The organism is Haloterrigena alkaliphila (genome assembly GCF_017352155.2).
In the GTDB taxonomy this organism is placed as follows: domain Archaea; phylum Halobacteriota; class Halobacteria; order Halobacteriales; family Natrialbaceae; genus Haloterrigena; species Haloterrigena alkaliphila.
In genome coordinates this window covers 940,690-957,206 of record NZ_CP071462.1, presented here as the reverse complement: position 1 = coordinate 957,206, position 16,517 = coordinate 940,690, and the positions used below count along the sequence as shown (strand labels likewise).

Sequence of the window (16,517 nt, the reverse complement as noted above, 5' to 3'; positions counted from 1 at the left end):
TCGGCCCTTCACTCCATGAGCGCTTCCATCTCCTCGAGTCGCCGGCCGTACGTCTCCAGCGCCCGATCGATCGGCCCGGACGTACTCATGTCGACGCCGGCGATCCGCAGCAGGTCCAGCGGGTACTCGCGGGAGCCCCGGCGGAGGAACTCGAGGTAGTCCTCGGCGGCCTCGCGGTCGGGGTCGCCGCCGGCGCCGTCGGGCAGGACCGCGTCGACGATGGCCAGCGCGGCCGAGATACCGGTCGCGTACTGGTAGACGTAGAAGGCCCGGTAGAAGTGGGGGATGCGCATCCACTCGCGGGCGATGCGGTCGTCGACGACCGCCGGTTCGTAGTAGTCTTCCTTCAGCCCGCGGTAGCAGTCGTCCAGTCGGTCCGCGGTGAGGGGTTCGCCCTCCTCCTCGAGGCGGTGGGTCTCGTGTTCGAACTCGGCGAACAGCGTCTGTCGGTACAGCGTCGAGCGCACGCGCTCTAAGAACTCGTTGAGGACGTGCTTGCGGAACTCGGGGTCGTCGACGGTCTCGAGGAGGTGACTCGTCAGCAGGGCCTCGTTGACCGTGCTGGCGACCTCGGCCACGAAGATCTCGTAGTTCGAGTAGATGTAGGGTTGCTCCTCTTTGGTGAGTTCGGAGTGCATCGAGTGGCCGAGTTCGTGGGCCAGCGTGTACATCGAGGAGATGTCGTCCTGATAGTTCAGCAGGATGAACGGCTGGGTGTCGTAGGTGCCTCCGGAGTAGGCCCCCGACTGTTTCCCCTCGTTCTCGTAGACGTCGACCCACTGGGACTCGAGGCCCTCGGCGACGCGGGACTGGTAGGCCTCGCCCAGCGGCGCCAGCGACTCGACGACGTACTCGGTGGCCCGCTCGTACTCGACGTCCGGTCCCTCGTCGCCCGTCAGCGGCATGTAGACGTCCCACATCTGCAGATCGTCGATCTCGAGCGCCTGTCGCTTGAGTTCGGCGTGGCGGTGAAGCTTCTCGATGTTGTCGTGGACGGTGTCGACGAGGGTATCGTAGACTTCGACGGGAACGTTGGGGCCGTCGAGGGCGGCCTCGCGGGCGGTGTCGTAGTGGCGTGCCCGCGCGGTCTTCACGTCGGCCTTGACGCTGTTCTTGTAGGACGAAGCCACGGTGTTTCGAACGGTAGACCACTCGTCGTAGTACTCCTCGTGAACCGTCCGTCGGAACTCGCGGTCGGGCCGTTTGAGCAGGTTGACGAAGTTGCTCTGGGTGATCTCGACGGCCTCGCCCTGTGAATCCTCGACGGTGGGGAACGCCATGTCCGCGTTCGAGAGCATGTTGTAGACCTCGCCCGTGGCGCCCGTGACCTCCCCCAGCTCGGCGAGCAGTTCCTCGACCTCCGCCGAACGCGTGTGGGGTTTCATCCGGAGGACGTCGTCGACGTAGTGGTCGTAGGTCTCGAGGCCCGGGTCCTCGTCGATCATCGCCTCGAACTCCTCGCGGGTCAGCGTCTGGATCTCGGGGTCGATGAACGACGCTGCGGACTGGGCGTCGGCCGCCAGCGATTGGGCGCGGGCGGTCAGCCCCTGATACTGCTGGTTCGTGGTGTCCTCGTCGCGGCGCATCCGGGCGTAGGCGGCGACCGTCGACACCTCGCGCATGATCTCGTCGCGCAACTCGAGGACCTCGCGGAGGGTCGCGGCGTCGTCGGTGACCTGCCCCTCGTAGGCGGCAAGTTCCTCGACGCGCTCGGCGACCGCCTCGTAGGCGGCCTCCCAGTCGTCGTCGGTCGCGTAGATGCTCTCGAGGTCCCAGGTATATTCCTCGTCGACCTCGGAGCGGTCGGGAACGGAACTCATAGCACGCGTTTCGGAACGAAGGTGGTAAAGCGTGTCGGACGCCGACTCACCGGCGGCCACCGGACCCCGGCGTCGGCTCTGTCGCCGGTCGCGGCGTCGCGTGGCGGCGCCGCTCCCGGGCGGTGCCGCCCGGACAAATATCCCGCTCGAGTGCGAATTCGCGTCCATGGACGAGGGGATCGCCATCGACGAGCGACTCGAGCGCGCCCTCGGTCGCGCCTGGACCGACGACCGGGCCTGGACGCTGTTGACTCGACTGACCGAACTTCCCCACCGGATGGGCGGCTCGCCGACCGAGCGCCGAGCGGCCGAAATCGTCCGCGAGACGCTCTCGGACGCGGGCCTCGAGGACGTGGGGTTCCAGGAGTTCCCGATGCAGTACTGGGAGCGCGGCACCACCGAGTTCGCCGTGGTCGGCGACGAGACGACGGGATCGACCGACGAACCGAATTCGCGCGAGATTCCCGCCCGTTCCTTCGAGGCCATCGCCTTGCCGTACTCGCCCGCCGGCGACGTCGAGGGGCCGCTGGTCGACGTCGGCTACGGGACGCCCGCGGAACTCGATGACGTCGACCTGCAGGGGGCAATCGCCGTCGCCAGCACCACGACGCCGTCTGGCCAGCGGTTCGTCCACCGAATGGAGAAGTTCGGCCACGCGGTGGCGGCGGGCGCGGCGGCGTTCGTTTTCGCCAACCACATCCCGGGCCAACTGCCGCCGACGGGGGCGCTGGAGTTCGACGCCGAGGCCGCCGTCCCCGGCGTCGGCGTCAGCGCCGAGACCCACGACTGGCTGACGGAGTACGCGGATCGGGGGGCGCGTGCGCGACTCCGCGTCGACGCCTCGACCGTCGACGGCTCGAGTCAGAACGTCCACGGGGTACTCGGGCCGGACACCGAGGACGAAGTCCTCGTGGTCGCCCATTACGACGCCCACGATATCACGGAGGGCGCGCTCGACAACGGCTGCGGCATCGCGACTGTCGCCGGTGCGACGTCGATCCTCGCGGCGATCGAAGACGACCTCGCGTGTCGCGTGCGGATCGCCGGCGTCGGCTGCGAGGAGATCGGCCTGCTGGGCGCCGAAGCGATGGCCGCGGCCCTCGACCTCGAGTCGGTCCGCGCGGTGGTCAACGTCGACGGCGCCGGCCGGTTCCGGAACCTGCGGGCGCTCACCCACGGCTCCGCGGCGCTCGAGGAACTGGCGGAGGCGGTGACGACGGCGGTAGGCCAGCCGGTCGTCCACGAGCCCGATCCCCACCCGTTCAGCGATCACTGGCCGTTCCTGCGGGCGGGGGTGCCGGCGCTGCAACTCCACAGCGAACCGCCGGAGGGCGGCGAGCGCGGTCGCGGCTGGGGCCACACAGCGGCGGACACGCGCGACAAGGTCGACCGGCGAAACCTGCGGGAACACGCCATACTGACGGCGCTGCTGGTCCGGGAACTCACACGAACCGAGATCCCCCGGATCGACGACGCCGACCTGCGGGAACGGCTGCGAGAACAGGAGTACGAGCCGGGAATGCGCGCCGCCGAGATCTGGCCCGATTCGTGGGACTGACGGGAATTAGAACGGGACGTCGTCGGAGATGTCCCGCGAAGTGCCCTCCGAGAGTCCGTCGAAGCCGGTCGTCACCGAGACGTACTCGATCTCGTCGACCTCGCCGGGGAGGCGCCGCTGGATCGCCTGCGTCGTCATCGGACTGACGCCACAGCCGCTGCAGGCGCCGGTCAGGTTGATCTCGACGTGGCCCTCCTCGAGGTCGACGGCGGTGATCGAGGAGTCGCCGCCGTGGGCCTGGATCTGCGGGAAGTTGCGCTGGAGGAACAGCGACACGGCTTCGCGGACGGCGTCTTCCGGGGACTGCGAGGCGGAGTCACTCATACCTGTTCCCAGGGACCGAACGGATATATCTCTGTTCACGGGCCGGTTCGGTCGCGAGTGGTTACGGAGCGGTTCGGCTGCGAGGTAGCTCGAGGCGAAAGCAGGGGACGCGCCTCGAGGCCACCCCGGATTTTCACCCGCGCATCTCGGCGTCGACGGCGGTCCGAACGACCCGAGCGACGCCGAGCATCGCGACGTACGTCCCCGCGAGGATCAGGAGGATCAGGAGAACGACGCCGAGCCCGATCGCACCGACGGTCGGCCCGGAGAGCAGCGGCGAGGCGAGCCGGGAGCCGAGGGTAACGATGATCACACCCGCTGCGACGCGGATCGACGCCCGCCAGTAGGCACCGTACTCCTCGGGTGAGAGTTCCATGTGCCGACCAGTCGGTCGCGAACGTAAAAAGCGCCGGTACGCGAGTCGACGGTACGCGAGTCGCCCCTCACCGAATGCCGTCGGCCAAGTCGCCCGCGACTCGAGCCCCCGTTCGGCGATCGATTCGCCGCGCACGGAAGGCCTCGCGAGCGCTCGCGGCTGCGTCGGCGTCGGTCTCGAACGCGAGGTCGGGGTACGCGACGGCGGTCAGCACCAGCGGTTCCGGCGGCGCGGGAGCGATCCCCTCGTGGCCGGGCAACGGCTCTGGGCCGAGCGCGCGATCGATTCGCTCGAGGTCGGCGTCGCCGGTCCCGACCTCGCGGGCGAGCGAGACGAGCCGACGCACCAGTTCGCGGGCGAATCCGCCGGCGGTGACGGTCACGACGAGGAAGTCTCCCTCGCGGGTCGCCTCGAGAGTCGGCGAGCGCTCCGTGTTGTGGTCGTCCGGCGTGAGGTTGTGGAAGTCGTGGCTACCGGAGAGGGCCTCGCAGGCCGCGTGGAAGCGGTCGTCCGCGACGGCGTTCTCGGTCGCGGTTTCGCGGGTGGTTGAAGCGCGGCTTTTCGAGTCGCGGCTACTCGAGTCGACCGTCGGCGCGTACAGGTGATACGTGTACTCCCGTCGCTCGGCGTCGTGGGTCGCGTGGAAGTCCGCGGGCGCGTCGGCGGCGGCCCACGCCCGAATGTCCGCGGGGAGTTCGGCGTTGAACGCCCGCGGGGTCAGCCAGTCGGGGGCCTCGAGGGCGACGGTCTGGGCGAGCGCGGAGACGCCGGCGTCGGTCCGTCCCGCGGCGGCGTACCCGTCCGGTTTGTCGGCCTCCGCGGCGAACACCCCGAGGTCGCGCAGGGCGTCGAAGAGGGCGTCCTCGACGGTCGGGACGTCGGGCTGGCGCTGGAAGCCGTGGTAGCCGGTGCCGTCGTAGGCGATCCGGAACGCGCGGGTCGGCATCTCTCTCGAGGGAGGGCGGCCAGCGTGTTAGGGGCGTCGACCCGTCCCCGCTCACGGGGTGACGGACCGCAGCGGCGACGCCCGCTCCCAATTGGCGACCACGATCCGGCCGCTTATCCGCCGGAAGCCCCGACTATATCCGCATGAGCCGTCCCGTGCTGATCGATACGGATCCGGGTTGCGACGACGCCGTGGCGCTGCTGCTGGCGCTCGAGCACGCCGCTTGCGAGGTGGTGGGGCTGACGACCGTCCACGGGAACGCCCCGGTCGACGACACGACGCGAAACGCCCGAGCGATTCTCGAGGCGGTCGACCGGACGGACGTTCCCGTCTCGCGGGGCGCGGACCGACCGCTGCTGGTCGACCTCGAGACGTCCGAGCACGTCCACGGCGAGGGCGGCATCCGCGGCGAGCTGCCGGGCCCGAGTTCGGCCACCGAACCCGTCGACGTCAACGCGGCGCAGTTCATCGTCGAGCAGGCCCGCGCGCACGACGGCGACTTGACGCTCGCGCCGATCGGGCCGTTGACGAACGTCGCGCTCGCCCACGCGATGGAGCCCGACCTGCCCGACCTGCTCGACGAACTCGTCGTCATGGGCGGGGCCGCCTTCGCCTCGGGCAACGTCACGCCGCTGGCCGAGGCGAACTTCCACACCGATCCGCACGCGGCCCGGCGAGTCGTTCGGGACTGCCGGCCGACGGTCGTCGGCCTCGACGTGACGACGCGGGCCGCCGTTCCGCCCGAACGGGTCGAGGGCCTCTCCCGGGACACCGCGCTGGGTCGGTCGCTCCACGAGTGGCTCACCTACTACGACGGCGAGCGCCTCGAGCGCTACGGCATCGACGCGGCCGCGATCCACGACGCGGTCGTGGTGGCGTGGCTGGTCGACGAGGGCGTGCTCGAGACGCGGTCGTATCCGATGGACGTCGGCGCAGACGGGGACCTCGCGCGCGGCGCGCTGGTCGTCGACGAGAACGGGGTGACCGGGGAGGAGGCGAACGGCACGGTCGCCGTCGACGCCGACTACGAGCGGTACCGGGAGCTGGTTGCTGGTTCGCTCGAGGGCGTCCTCGAGCGGACCGAACCGGACGCGAGCGACTGATTCTCGACGGAGCGCGTCTCTCGAGGTACTCGGTGTTCGGAGTGACTGTCCTCCGTCGCCGCTGCTCGAGGGACCGGCGTGCAGTGGCGTGCGCTGTCGAGCAGCCGAGCAATAGCGAGGCTGCTCGGAAAAACCGCGCGAGGGATGAGCGAACGAAGTGTGTGAATCGGTTGGGGAGGACGTGGCGATTCCTCGTTGCCAGAATGAGCATGACGCTTCTTTTCATCTGTGTACGTCTCGAGCACCTGTTCACTTCGTTTGTAGCTCAACCGACGTGCTCGAGAAAATCCGTGATGAAAAGCCGCCTTCTGCTATCGTGGCAACAGGGGTTTCCACACCCTCCCCAGCCGATTCGCTCGTTCCCATTGGTCACTCGCTCATCCCTCGCACGATTTCGACGCCCAGTCTCGCTATCACTCGACTGGACGCCAGCGCGCGCCACCGAATGCCAATCGCCTCTCGAGCGATGCGGGCGCCGTGCTGCTGACCGGCGAAGATATCGACAGCACGCCGTCGCGGGTTGGCGATCGAGGTCGACGGGACGTTGCGAGAACTACTCATCAGTCTCGCAGTCACCGGGTTCGAAATCGAGCGAACGCGCCCGTTCGACCGCCTCGCGATCGGGTATCGCCCCCTGAACGCCTTCGGTCTCAGTTGTAAGCGATCCGGCCACGGTCGCGACCTCGACGGCCCGCTCGAGCCCCTCACCATCGCCGAGCAGCGTCGCGAGGTAGCCACAGAAGGCGTCGCCCGCGCCGGTCGCGTCGACCGCGTCGACGGTCGGCGGCGTGACCCGACCTGTGACTCCGCCTGCGTTCTCGACGAGCACGTCGTCGGGACCGCGCGTTCGGACGACCGTCGCCTCGATGTCGGCGAGGCAACTCTCGAGCGCCGCGTACTCGGCCTCGTTGACCACCACGACGTCGACGGCCGACCGAGCGAGCAGCGGTGCCGCACCGTCGGCCGGAGCCGGATTGATGACCACCGTCGGGCGCTCGGCCCCGCTCCCGCGGGCCTCGAGGCGCTCGAGCACGGCGTCCGTCGTCGCGACCGGAATCTCGTTCTGGAGGAGGAGCGCGTCGGCGGCCCGAATCCGCTCGAGGACCCGATCGACGTACCCCTCGTCGACCGCGTCGTTGGCGCCGCCGACGATCGCGATCCACGACTCCCCGCCGTCGTCGACGAAGACGTAGGCCTTCCCCGTCTCGCGGTCGACGGTCGCCGCGTCGTCGACGGCGACCCCGCGCTCGGCGAGCGTCTCGCGGACGCCGTACTCGGCCTCGTCGCGCCCGACGCAGCCGAGAAACGCGGCGTCGGCTCCCGCTCGAGCCGCAGCCACCGCCTGATTCGACCCCTTGCCGCCGACGGCGGTTCGGTAGCGGGCGTCCTCGAGGACGCCGGCGGGGAGGTCGGGGCTCCCCTCGACGCGGACGGTCTCTCCGGCCGCCGGAAACCAGTAGGAGCGCGCCTCGAGGTCGCGGATCCGCTCGGCGGGGAGGTACCACGTTCGGTCGACGTTGACGCTGCCGAGACTCACGACGTCGGGCATTCGGTGACGGATTCGTCCGCGAGGGAGAAATATCGGTCGGGATCAGTGCCGGATGTCGTCGCGGTCGTCCTCCAGCCGCGGGTGGACCGTCTCCCAGTTGTTCGGCAGGACCGGCCCCTCGAGCAGCGGGTCGGCGGTCGCGTCCATCCACTCGAGCAGCTCCCTTCGAAGCTCGTCGCGAACGGTCTCGGTGGCCGGATCGTCCGGGTCGGCCCCCGCCGCGAGGTTCGCCCGCTCGAGCGGGTCGGCCTCGAGGTCGTACAGTTCCTCGTAGGGCCGCTGTACGCCGTAGTAGTCCTCGTGGACTTCGCGACCCGCCGCGCTGCAGAAGACGTCCGTCGTCATGTAGACCGCGGGCAGGTGCCAGAAGTTCCGAACGTACTTCCAACGGCCGGTTCGGATCGACCGGATCGGGTTGTATCGATCGTGCCAGGTCATCCCCGAGAAGACCCGGTCGCGCGGCTCGTAGGCGTCCGTGCCGGCGGCCCCGTTCGCGCCGCCGCCCTTCCTGTCGTCGAACAACAGCGGCGCGAGGCTCTGTCCCGCGATATCGCCCCCGTCGGTGTCGACGCCGGGAACCGACGCGTCCGCGATATCGAGCAGCGTCGCGAAGACGTCGACGTTGCTCACGAGGTCGTCGACGACTCGGCCCGATGCGAGGGTGCCCGGCTGGGCCATCAGCAGCGCCGCCTCGAGCCCGGCGTCGAAGCAGGTCCCCTTCGCGCGGGGCATCGCCAGCCCGTGTTCGGTCGTGAAAACGAGGAGGGTGTCCTCGGCGAGGCCCGCGTTCTCGAGGGCGTCGACGATCGTCCCGACGCCGTCGTCGATCGCGCGAACCATCCCGTTCATGCCGGCGATGTCCGACCGGGTGCCGGGCCGATCGGGGAGGAACTCGAGGGGCTCGACCGTATCGGGATCGGGGGCGTCGTAGCGCTCGCCCTCGAAGCTGAACCCGCCGTCCACCGCGATGCGATGGAGTTCGAAGAAGCCGATCGACGCGAAGAACGGGTCGTCGTGGTCGCCCGCCTCGAGCCACCCCGCGACGTCGTCGGCGACGGTGCGTGCGCGGGCGCCCTCGTGGACCGACGTCGGGGTCTCGCTCGTCAGGGACTCCTCGTTGTGCGTCCGATCGTAGCCGAGTCGCTCGGGGTACTCGGTGACGTGCTGGAGCCCGAAGCGGTGGGTCTCGTAGCCGGCCTCGCCGAGCAACTCGGGCAGGAACCGCTCGTGGGGGCCGACCTCCCAGTTGCCGTGGGCGAGTCCGAGCATTCCGTTCTGGTGGGGGTGACGCCCGGTCACGAGACTCGAGCGACTCGGCGAACACTGCGGGGCCGTCACGAAGTGGCGATCGAACCGGACGCCCGCTCCCGCGAGGGCGTCGATCCGGGGCGTCTCGACGCCGGCGCCGTAACACCCCACGTACGTCCCCAGATCGTGGCAGTGGACCAGGACGATGTGTGGCGGCATGAACGCCGTCTACGTCGACGAGCGGAGTAAGGATTCGGACCCGACCATCGGAAAGAGCCTCTCTCAGCGGTGAGTATCGACGTTTCGGGCACGTTTCGATATCGTGAACCACCTGCATACTCCGGGCGGGTGACCTTCCCTCCGAGGGGCGGAGTACGCGTCACCATGGCCGAGTCAGTCGATTCATCCGATTCATCAGACGTCGACGCAGTGTCGGCTAACGGACGTGATCCGGAGTCACACTCCACCGTGCGGAACGTCGTGCTCGTCGTCCTCGATACCGCGCGGGCGACGAGCACGGGGCCGGCGACGACGCCGAATCTACACCGCCTCGCGGCCGACGGAACCCGCTTCGACAACGCGTTCGCGACCGCTCCCTGGACGCTTCCTTCTCACGCCTCGATGTTCACCGGGACCTACCCCTCCGAGCACGGGACCCACGGCGGACACACCTACCTCGACGACGGGTTGCGGACCCTCACGGAGTCGTTCGCCGACTCCGGCTACGAGACGATCGGCGTCTCGAACAACACGTGGATCACCGAGGAGTTCGGCTTCGATCGGGGCTTCGACGACCTGCGGAAGGGGTGGCAGTACATCCAGTCCGATGCGGACATGGGCGCCGTCGTTCGCGGGGAGGACTTCCGGGAGAAACTCCAGGCTACCCGCAACCGAATTTTCGACGGGAATCCGGCGGTCAACGCGGCGAACATCCTCTACAGCGAGGTGTTCCAGCCCGCGGGCGACGACGGCGCCGACCGCTCGACGACCTGGATCCGAAACTGGCTCGCCGACCGCGACGGCGACGATCCGTTCTTCCTGTTCTGTAACTTCATCGAACCCCACGTCGAGTACGACCCGCCGAAGGCCTACGCCGAGGAGTTCCTGCCCGAGGGGGCGAGCTACGAGGAGGCGACCGCCGTGCGACAGGATCCCCGCGCCTACGACTGCGAGGACTACCGACTCACCGATCGGGAGTTCGCCATGCTTCGCGGGCTCTATCGGGCCGAACTCGCCTACGTGGACGACCAACTCGCCCGGCTTCGGTCGGCCCTGGAGGACGCCGGCGAGTGGGAGGACACCCTGTTCGTCGTCTGTGGCGACCACGGCGAGCACATCGGCGAACACGGCTTCTTCGGCCACCAGTACAACCTCTACGACACCCTGATCGACGTCCCCCTCGTCTGCCACGGCGGCCCCTTCACCGACGGCGGCCGGCGGACCGACTTCGTCCAGTTGCTCGACCTCCCCGCCACGCTGCTCGAGACCGCCGGCGTCGACGACCCCGAACTGCGCGACCAGTGGTCCAGTCGCTCGTTTCACCCCGACTCGATCGACGATGCCCGGGACGCGGTCTTCGCCGAGTACGTCGCGCCACAGCCCTCCATCGAGCGCCTCGAGGACCGCTTCGGCGAGATTCCCGACCGCGTCCGCGAGTACGACCGACGGCTTCGGGCCGTCCGGACGACCGAATACAAGTACGTCCGCGCCGACGACGGCACCGAACGGCTCCACCGCGTCGACACCGACCCGCTCGAGCGCGACGATCTCTCCGAACAGGAACCAGATCAGGTGCGGGCGATGCGGCGGCGCCTCGAGGCGCAGTTCGACCCGCTCGAGGACGCCGGCGCCAGCGGCGAGGTCGAGATGCGCGAGGGGACGAAGGAGCGGCTGGCCGATCTGGGGTATCTCTGAGGTCTCGCCGTCGACTCGAGGGTGTCTCGTTCTCGGGAGTGAAGACCAACAGTACGGAGAACGAACTTTTTCCGCCTCGGGTTCGCCACGGCGAACCACTCTCTGTTCGCGGACGGAGTCCGCTCACACGGCTCGAGGGACGCGGAGCGTCCCTCACTGGGCGCAAAAACGTCCTCAGAAATCGAAGATTTCTGATGGGCCCGCGAGAGCGACGCTCTCGCGGACTTCGATGAAAAAGGCCGACGGCTCGGCCTTCGGCCTCGCCGTCGGTGAACCGCTCACGTCGCTCGCGGATGCTGGAAGCGTTCCATGTGCAGTCGAAGTGAACGACGACTGACTGTGCGGTCCGTCGAACGTGTCCCTCAGAGTCGCGTCCATCGCGGTGCGGACTCGAGGCGCGGCAGCGCCGACTCCAGATCGAGTTCCGCGGCGCCGTAGAACCGCTCCCGGCCGACGGGAGTGCGGACGCGCACGACGACGGTGTTGCTCGTGACTCGGAAGATCGAAAGCCGCCACGACCCGCCCGCGCGCTCCCACTCGCTGTGCAGGGAGGCGTCGTCGCAGTCGACCACGTTTGACCCGAGTTCCCAACTCAGTCGCGTCAGATGCGGCAGTTCGGCCGGAACGGCGTCGGGGAGCGAGACGCCCGCGCCGGATCCGCCCTGAGAGATATGGGTGGCCATACCACACGAGTTCGACACTCGAGCCGAAAAAGCCAGTCATTCGAGCTCTCTTATAAGTGAACGGTCACGACGGCGATATCCCGGGTAGCGATCGCGTCCGCGAGCGGTCTGCCCCGAGCGGCGAGCGGTCAGTCTCCGAACGGTGAGCGGTCAGCCCCGGGCAACGAACGGTCAGTCCCCGGGCGAGGACTCCGGTCGGTACGTCCGGCTGATCGCCTTCCAGGAACCGGTCTCGAACCGGTGGTAGGTGACGACGGCGGGGACGAGCGTCTCGAGGACGAGCGCCGCGTAGAGCGCGCCGATTCCAAGGGGAGTCACGGCCTCGAGACCCGGCACCGGAACCGAGACGGCCCCGAGGAAGGCGACGGGGATGGCGAAGACGTAGAGCCCCAGCACCTGCCCGTAGAACGGCCAGCGGGTGTCGCCGCTGGCCCGCAGCGGCCCGGTCGCGCCGCCGCTGATCCCTCTGAAGATCACGCTGATGCAGGCGACGGCGATGAACGTCGTCACCAGCGGCAGGATCGACGGATCGTCGACGAAGACGCGCCCGACCTGCTCGGCGAAGAGGAGGACGACACCCGCGCTCACGAGGTAGACCGCGGTCCCGAACCAGAGCACCTCGCGGCCGTAGGTGTCGGCGGCCCCCTCGTCGCCGGTACCCAGTTCCTGCCCGACCAGGCTGCTCGAGGCCAGCGAGAACCCCCAGCCGGGGGTGTCCATCAGGTCCCGGACGCGCCGGGCGACGACGTAGGCCGCGAGGACGTTCGGGCCGAACAGGGCGACGATGGCGAGCATCGGGAACTGGGCGGCCCGGCGGGCGCCGTTGGTGAACACCAGCGGCGTGCCGATGGCCAGGACGTCGCGGACGTCCGCGCGCGTCACCGGGGGCCACCCGAGGTCGAACGTGACGGGAAAGGAGCCGATGATCGGCAGCCCACCGCGAGTGAAGCCGACCGCGAAGGCGACCAGCACGAGGACGTTCGCGACGACCGTCCCGATCGCGGCGCCGACGACGCCCATCCCGAGGACGAAGATCAGGACCGCGTTGAGCGCGACGTTGACGACCGCGCCGCCGGCCCGCAGCGTCATCGGCGTCCAGGCGTCGTCGGCGCCGACGAGGGTGCGACTCCCGATGAGGTTGAGCGCCGCGAAGGGGACGCCGAGGGCGACGACCCGGAGGTAGTCCGCGCCGTAGGCGATCGACGCCGCGTCGTTCCCGACGAGTCCGATCAGTCGCTCGGGAACCGCGCCGTAGAGGACGGCCAGCGGCACCACGATCGCCGCGACGACGAGCGCGCTGGTCGTTACCGCCAGCGAGAGGTCGCGGGCGGTCCCGCCGGTGTAGCGCTGGGAGACCAGCCCGATCGTCGCGCCGGCGATGCCGCCGCCGATCCCGAACGCGAGTCCCCAGTAGGGGGTCGCGAGGCCGACGCCGGCGATGGCCGCCGGCCCGAGGGCGATGCCGACCATCGCGACGTCCGCCGCGGACTTGGACATCCGGGCGAGCCCCGTCACGATCCGGGGCCACGCGAGATCGGTCGTCCGCTCCGCTCGTCGGCGGTCGATCACCCCGAGACGGGCGAGCAGCGCCCCGACCGAGAGCAGCAGCCACCGGAGCGGGTTCGGGAGGGAACGCAATCGAAAAGACACGAACGTACGTCGCGGTTCTGGCAATAAAGGACTTGATATCCGCGAACACGCCGGGAGAAGTTCGCACGTTCCCGACGATTTACAGCATGATCGTTCGTTTGGGTCGCGGAGTGTCCGTTCGCGACGCGCCGCCGGTTCTGGCCGTTGATCTCGAGTCCTCGCCAGCCGTCGCAGTCGACCGACGTTTTTACCCTCGGCCCGCCAACTGCGGGTATGGAACGCAAGGAGTTTCGCGATCTCGCCTCGCCGGACGACGCGCGCGAGGCGATCGCCTCGCTCTCGCTCGAGGGCGGGATCGACCGCGTGCCGCTCGAGGATGCCCGGGGCCGGGTGCTCGTCGCCCGATTGGACGCCGAACTCGACGTGCCGGGGTTCGACCGGGCGAGTCTGGACGGCTACGCGCTGCGGGCGCGGGACACGTTCGGCGCCGACGAGGCCGATCCCGCCCGCCTCGCGGTGGTCGGCGAGGTACACGCCGGCGAGGAGCCCGCAGTAGAACTCGAGGAGGGACAGGCCGTCGAGATCTCGACCGGCGCGGTGATGCCGTCAGGGGCGGACGCGATGGTTCCCGTCGAGCGAACCGACCGCGTCGAGCCACGCTCGACGGAGAGAGCGAGCGGTGAAACCGCGAGCGCCGCCAGCGATACCGACGGCGACGTCCTCGTCCGCACGTCGGTCGCCCCCGGCGACAACGTCATGTTCGCCGGCGCGGACGTCGCGGCGGGCGAACGCGCGCTCGGGCCCGGTACGAAGATTACGACCCGCGACATCGGCCTGCTCTCGGCGCTGGGGATCGACGAGGTGCTCGTCCGCGCGAAGCCGACGGTCGGCATCGTTTCGACCGGCGACGAACTCGTGCGGCCGGGCGACGACCTCGAGAGCGCGCGCGGCGAGATCTACGACGTAAACAGCTACACGATCGCCGCGGGCGTCGAGGACGCCGGCGGTGAGGCGGTGCTCTACCCCCACGCGGGCGACGAACAGGACGAGATGGAACGGATTCTGCGGGAGGCCGCTGCGGAGTGCGACCTCGTGCTCTCCTCGGGGTCGACCAGCGCCAGCGCGGTCGACGTCATCTACCGGGTCATCGAGGAGCAGGGCGACCTCCTGTTACACGGCGTGAGCGTCAAACCCGGGAAGCCGATGCTCGTGGGTCGGCTAGCCGATTCCGCGTACGTCGGGCTCCCCGGCTACCCCGTCTCCGCGATGATGGTCTTCCGAACCTTCGTCGCACCGGCGATCCGCGAGGCCGCGGGGGTGCCGGAGCCGACGGCCGCGACCGTCGAGGGACGGATGGCCAGACAGGAGCGGTACGGGGAGGGGCGAGTGCGGCTCATGCCGGTCGGCCTGGTCGAAGACGGCGACGGCGAGCCGCTCGTCTACCCCGTCGACAAGGGCAGCGGCGCGACCACCAGTCTCGCGGAGGCCGACGGCGTCGTCGAGGTGGGTCCGGAGACCGACTACCTCGAGGACGGCGAACCCGTCACCGTCCAGCTCTTCTCGCCGGACGTCCGGCCCCCGACGCTGCTGGGCGTCGGCGAGGACGACCCGACGCTGAATCGGCTGCTCGACGGCCTCGAGAACCCCCGCTACCTCTCGGTGGGAACCCGGCCCGGACTGCGACGGCTCCGCGAGGGCGTCCCCGACGTGGCGGTGGCAGCGGGCCCGCTCGAGCGGGAGGTCGAGGCGGCGGAACTCGGCCGCTGGAGCCGCGAGTGGGGGGTGATCGTGCAGGCCGGCAACCCCCACGAGGTGGAGACCCTCGCCGATCTGGTCGACCGCGACCTGCGCTTCGTCAACCGGACGAGCGACTCGGGACTGCGCGCGAGTCTCGAAGCCGCCCTCGAAGATCTCGCGGCCGACAGCGACGCGAGCGCCCGCGACCTGCGCGAGTCGATCGACGGCTTCGACCTCGGCCTGCGCGCCCACGAGAGCCCCGCGCGGAAGGTGATCGCCGGCGACGCCGACGTCGGCCTCGGACTGGCCGAGACGGCCGATCGGCTCGACCTCGGCTTCGTCTCCCTCGGCGAACAGCCGGTTCGGGTCCTCGCGAACCCCGACCGCACGGAGAAGGCCGGCGTCCGCGAACTCGCGGCCGCCCTCGCGGAGCGGGACTGAGTCGCGGGCGGCGTGGCGGACGGCTGGCTATTCGAAACGGCGTCTCCCCACTCGAGAGGGTATCAGTAAAGACGACTCTCCGTTTCGACTGGATAGCGGTTTTTACGCCAGTACGGTGTACGAGTGGTAATGTCCACGATCGCCGAGTTTCGGCTTCCGGCTGCGGAGACGACGCTGGGGACCGCCCTCGAGCGGGCGCCCGACGCCACGTTCGAACTCGAGTCCTCGGTGTCGAAGACGCGTCCGTCCCTCTGGGTGTCCGACGTCGACCGCGGGACGGCCGAAGCGGCCTTCGAGGCGGATCCGTCGGTCGAGGGCTACGAATTGCTCGTCGAAACCGGGTCGCGACTGCTGTACGACGTCGAGTTCGAGGACGGCACGGTGCGGCTCAGCGACGAACTGCTCGCCGACGGCGGCTCCCTGCTCGAGATGTGGGGCACGAACGGCTGGTGGCAGGTCAGGGTCCGGTTTCGCGACCGCGACGCGCTCTGTGACGCCTACGACCGCCTCGAGGCGTCCGGCATCGCCGTCGATCTACGCCGGGTCAGCGACGTCACCGGCGTCGTCGAGGGCGAGACGCGACTGACGCCCGAACAGCACGAGGCCCTCGAGGCCGCCCTCGAGCACGGTTACTTCGAGATTCCCCGCGGCATCTCGATGGAGGAGTTGGCCGACGAACTGGGGATCTCCCACCAGGCGCTCTCCGAACGGTTCCGGCGGGCCTACGAGACGCTCGTCGACGACGAACTCCAGCCGGCGAGCGAAGGATCGCGGTTCGACTGATACTTCGCGAGAATCGAACCGTAAACGAGCCGTTCGTATCGAAGAGAGGTCGTACTGTCCGACCAAGCGCTCACTGCTCAGCGCGCTGAGTCACTAGTTCTGGGCAGCACGTCCCGTAGCATTCACGAGAGGTGTTCGAAACGGCCGCTGGCGATATCGAACTCCGACGGTATTCCGATATAGGCTCATTAGATAGCATTTTGAAATATAGTGTGCGCATATATGGAATTATTGTCTTACTATAAACGCATATAGGAAATACATACACTAGGTTAAGTTCATAAATTTTCAATCTAATTTATTGATAATGTCTGACGGAAATACAGACGGTATCACGGATAGACGAGCAGTTCTACGAACCATGGGGGCAACCGGCCTCTCGATTGCTGGCCTCTCCGGTTCGGTAACGGCGACCGGACCGGAACGGACGGTAGAAGAACTAAAA

General features: G+C 68.8%; 13 protein-coding genes. 5 read left to right on the top strand and 8 right to left on the bottom strand.

From position 1 onward, the window contains the following. Positions 1-8: 8 nt before the first annotated feature. Positions 9-1,820, bottom strand: a complete 1,812-nt coding sequence (pepF, locus tag J0X25_RS23420; protein ID WP_207289968.1) for an oligoendopeptidase F — start codon at positions 1,818-1,820, stop codon at positions 9-11. Positions 1,821-1,986: 166 nt separating this feature from the next. On the opposite strand from pepF, the gene J0X25_RS23415 reads away from it, so the two are divergent. Beyond that, entirely contained in the window at positions 1,987-3,378 is a 1,392-nt protein-coding gene (locus J0X25_RS23415) for a M28 family metallopeptidase (RefSeq protein WP_207289967.1), read from the top strand. 6 nt (positions 3,379-3,384) lie between these two features. Here the strand turns inward: J0X25_RS23415 and J0X25_RS23410 are convergent, their stop codons facing one another. From J0X25_RS23410 to truA, 3 genes are all read right to left on the bottom strand, one after another. Further along, positions 3,385-3,702: a NifU family protein gene (locus tag J0X25_RS23410; protein WP_207289966.1), complete on the bottom strand. Its 318-nt coding sequence runs from the start codon at positions 3,700-3,702 to the stop codon at positions 3,385-3,387. 133 nt (positions 3,703-3,835) lie between these two features. Further along, positions 3,836-4,078, bottom strand: coding sequence for a hypothetical protein (locus J0X25_RS23405; RefSeq protein ID WP_207289965.1), 243 nt, complete (start codon positions 4,076-4,078; stop codon positions 3,836-3,838). 67 nt (positions 4,079-4,145) lie between these two features. After that, positions 4,146-5,024: a tRNA pseudouridine(38-40) synthase TruA gene (truA, locus tag J0X25_RS23400; protein WP_207289964.1), complete on the bottom strand. Its 879-nt coding sequence runs from the start codon at positions 5,022-5,024 to the stop codon at positions 4,146-4,148. A 143-nt stretch (positions 5,025-5,167) separates the two neighbouring features. Here truA and J0X25_RS23395 point away from each other — a divergent pair, with 143 nt between their 5' ends. Then, the gene (locus J0X25_RS23395; RefSeq protein ID WP_207289963.1) at positions 5,168-6,127 is read left to right on the top strand and encodes a nucleoside hydrolase; all 960 of its coding nucleotides are present in this window, start codon (positions 5,168-5,170) and stop codon (positions 6,125-6,127) included. A 553-nt stretch (positions 6,128-6,680) separates the two neighbouring features. Here the strand turns inward: J0X25_RS23395 and J0X25_RS23390 are convergent. Next, on the bottom strand, positions 6,681-7,676 hold the full coding sequence (locus tag J0X25_RS23390; protein WP_207289962.1) for a PfkB family carbohydrate kinase: 996 nt from the start codon (positions 7,674-7,676) through the stop codon (positions 6,681-6,683). Positions 7,677-7,718: 42 nt separating this feature from the next. Next, positions 7,719-9,143 carry a sulfatase family protein gene (locus tag J0X25_RS23385; RefSeq protein ID WP_207289961.1) on the bottom strand — a complete coding sequence of 475 codons (1,425 nt, stop codon included), beginning with the start codon at positions 9,141-9,143 and terminating at the stop codon, positions 7,719-7,721. Positions 9,144-9,308: 165 nt separating this feature from the next. Between J0X25_RS23385 and J0X25_RS23380 the strand changes: the two genes are divergently transcribed. Next, complete coding sequence (locus tag J0X25_RS23380) at positions 9,309-10,838, top strand: sulfatase (RefSeq protein WP_207289960.1); 1,530 nt, start codon at positions 9,309-9,311, stop codon at positions 10,836-10,838. Positions 10,839-11,200: 362 nt separating this feature from the next. Here the strand turns inward: J0X25_RS23380 and J0X25_RS23375 are convergent, their stop codons facing one another. Both J0X25_RS23375 and J0X25_RS23370 read right to left on the bottom strand, forming a co-directional pair. After that, the gene (locus J0X25_RS23375) at positions 11,201-11,521 is read right to left on the bottom strand and encodes a hypothetical protein (protein WP_207289959.1); all 321 of its coding nucleotides are present in this window, start codon (positions 11,519-11,521) and stop codon (positions 11,201-11,203) included. Between the two features lie 171 nt (positions 11,522-11,692). Next, positions 11,693-13,171, bottom strand: coding sequence for an MATE family efflux transporter (locus J0X25_RS23370; protein ID WP_207289958.1), 1,479 nt, complete (start codon positions 13,169-13,171; stop codon positions 11,693-11,695). Positions 13,172-13,384: 213 nt separating this feature from the next. Between J0X25_RS23370 and J0X25_RS23365 the strand changes: the two genes are divergently transcribed. Both J0X25_RS23365 and J0X25_RS23360 read left to right on the top strand, forming a co-directional pair. After that, on the top strand, positions 13,385-15,289 hold the full coding sequence (locus tag J0X25_RS23365) for a molybdopterin biosynthesis protein (protein WP_207289957.1): 1,905 nt from the start codon (positions 13,385-13,387) through the stop codon (positions 15,287-15,289). A gap of 129 nt (positions 15,290-15,418) precedes the next feature. Next, the gene (locus J0X25_RS23360; RefSeq protein ID WP_207289956.1) at positions 15,419-16,072 is read left to right on the top strand and encodes a helix-turn-helix domain-containing protein; all 654 of its coding nucleotides are present in this window, start codon (positions 15,419-15,421) and stop codon (positions 16,070-16,072) included. Positions 16,073-16,517 lie beyond the last annotated feature (445 nt).

Bases quoted from the DNA above. Each gene is read 5' to 3' on its own strand.
- pepF (WP_207289968.1), bottom strand. From the start codon at position 1,820: ATGAGTTCCGTTCCCGACCGCTCCGAGGTCGACGAGGAATATACCTGG.
- J0X25_RS23415 (WP_207289967.1), top strand. From the start codon at position 1,987: ATGGACGAGGGGATCGCCATCGACGAGCGACTCGAGCGCGCCCTCGGT.
- J0X25_RS23410 (WP_207289966.1), bottom strand. From the start codon at position 3,702: ATGAGTGACTCCGCCTCGCAGTCCCCGGAAGACGCCGTCCGCGAAGCC.
- J0X25_RS23405 (WP_207289965.1), bottom strand. From the start codon at position 4,078: ATGGAACTCTCACCCGAGGAGTACGGTGCCTACTGGCGGGCGTCGATC.
- truA (WP_207289964.1), bottom strand. From the start codon at position 5,024: ATGCCGACCCGCGCGTTCCGGATCGCCTACGACGGCACCGGCTACCAC.
- J0X25_RS23395 (WP_207289963.1), top strand. From the start codon at position 5,168: ATGAGCCGTCCCGTGCTGATCGATACGGATCCGGGTTGCGACGACGCC.
- J0X25_RS23390 (WP_207289962.1), bottom strand. From the start codon at position 7,676: ATGCCCGACGTCGTGAGTCTCGGCAGCGTCAACGTCGACCGAACGTGG.
- J0X25_RS23385 (WP_207289961.1), bottom strand. From the start codon at position 9,143: ATGCCGCCACACATCGTCCTGGTCCACTGCCACGATCTGGGGACGTAC.
- J0X25_RS23380 (WP_207289960.1), top strand. From the start codon at position 9,309: ATGGCCGAGTCAGTCGATTCATCCGATTCATCAGACGTCGACGCAGTG.
- J0X25_RS23375 (WP_207289959.1), bottom strand. From the start codon at position 11,521: ATGGCCACCCATATCTCTCAGGGCGGATCCGGCGCGGGCGTCTCGCTC.
- J0X25_RS23365 (WP_207289957.1), top strand. From the start codon at position 13,385: ATGGAACGCAAGGAGTTTCGCGATCTCGCCTCGCCGGACGACGCGCGC.
- J0X25_RS23360 (WP_207289956.1), top strand. From the start codon at position 15,419: ATGTCCACGATCGCCGAGTTTCGGCTTCCGGCTGCGGAGACGACGCTG.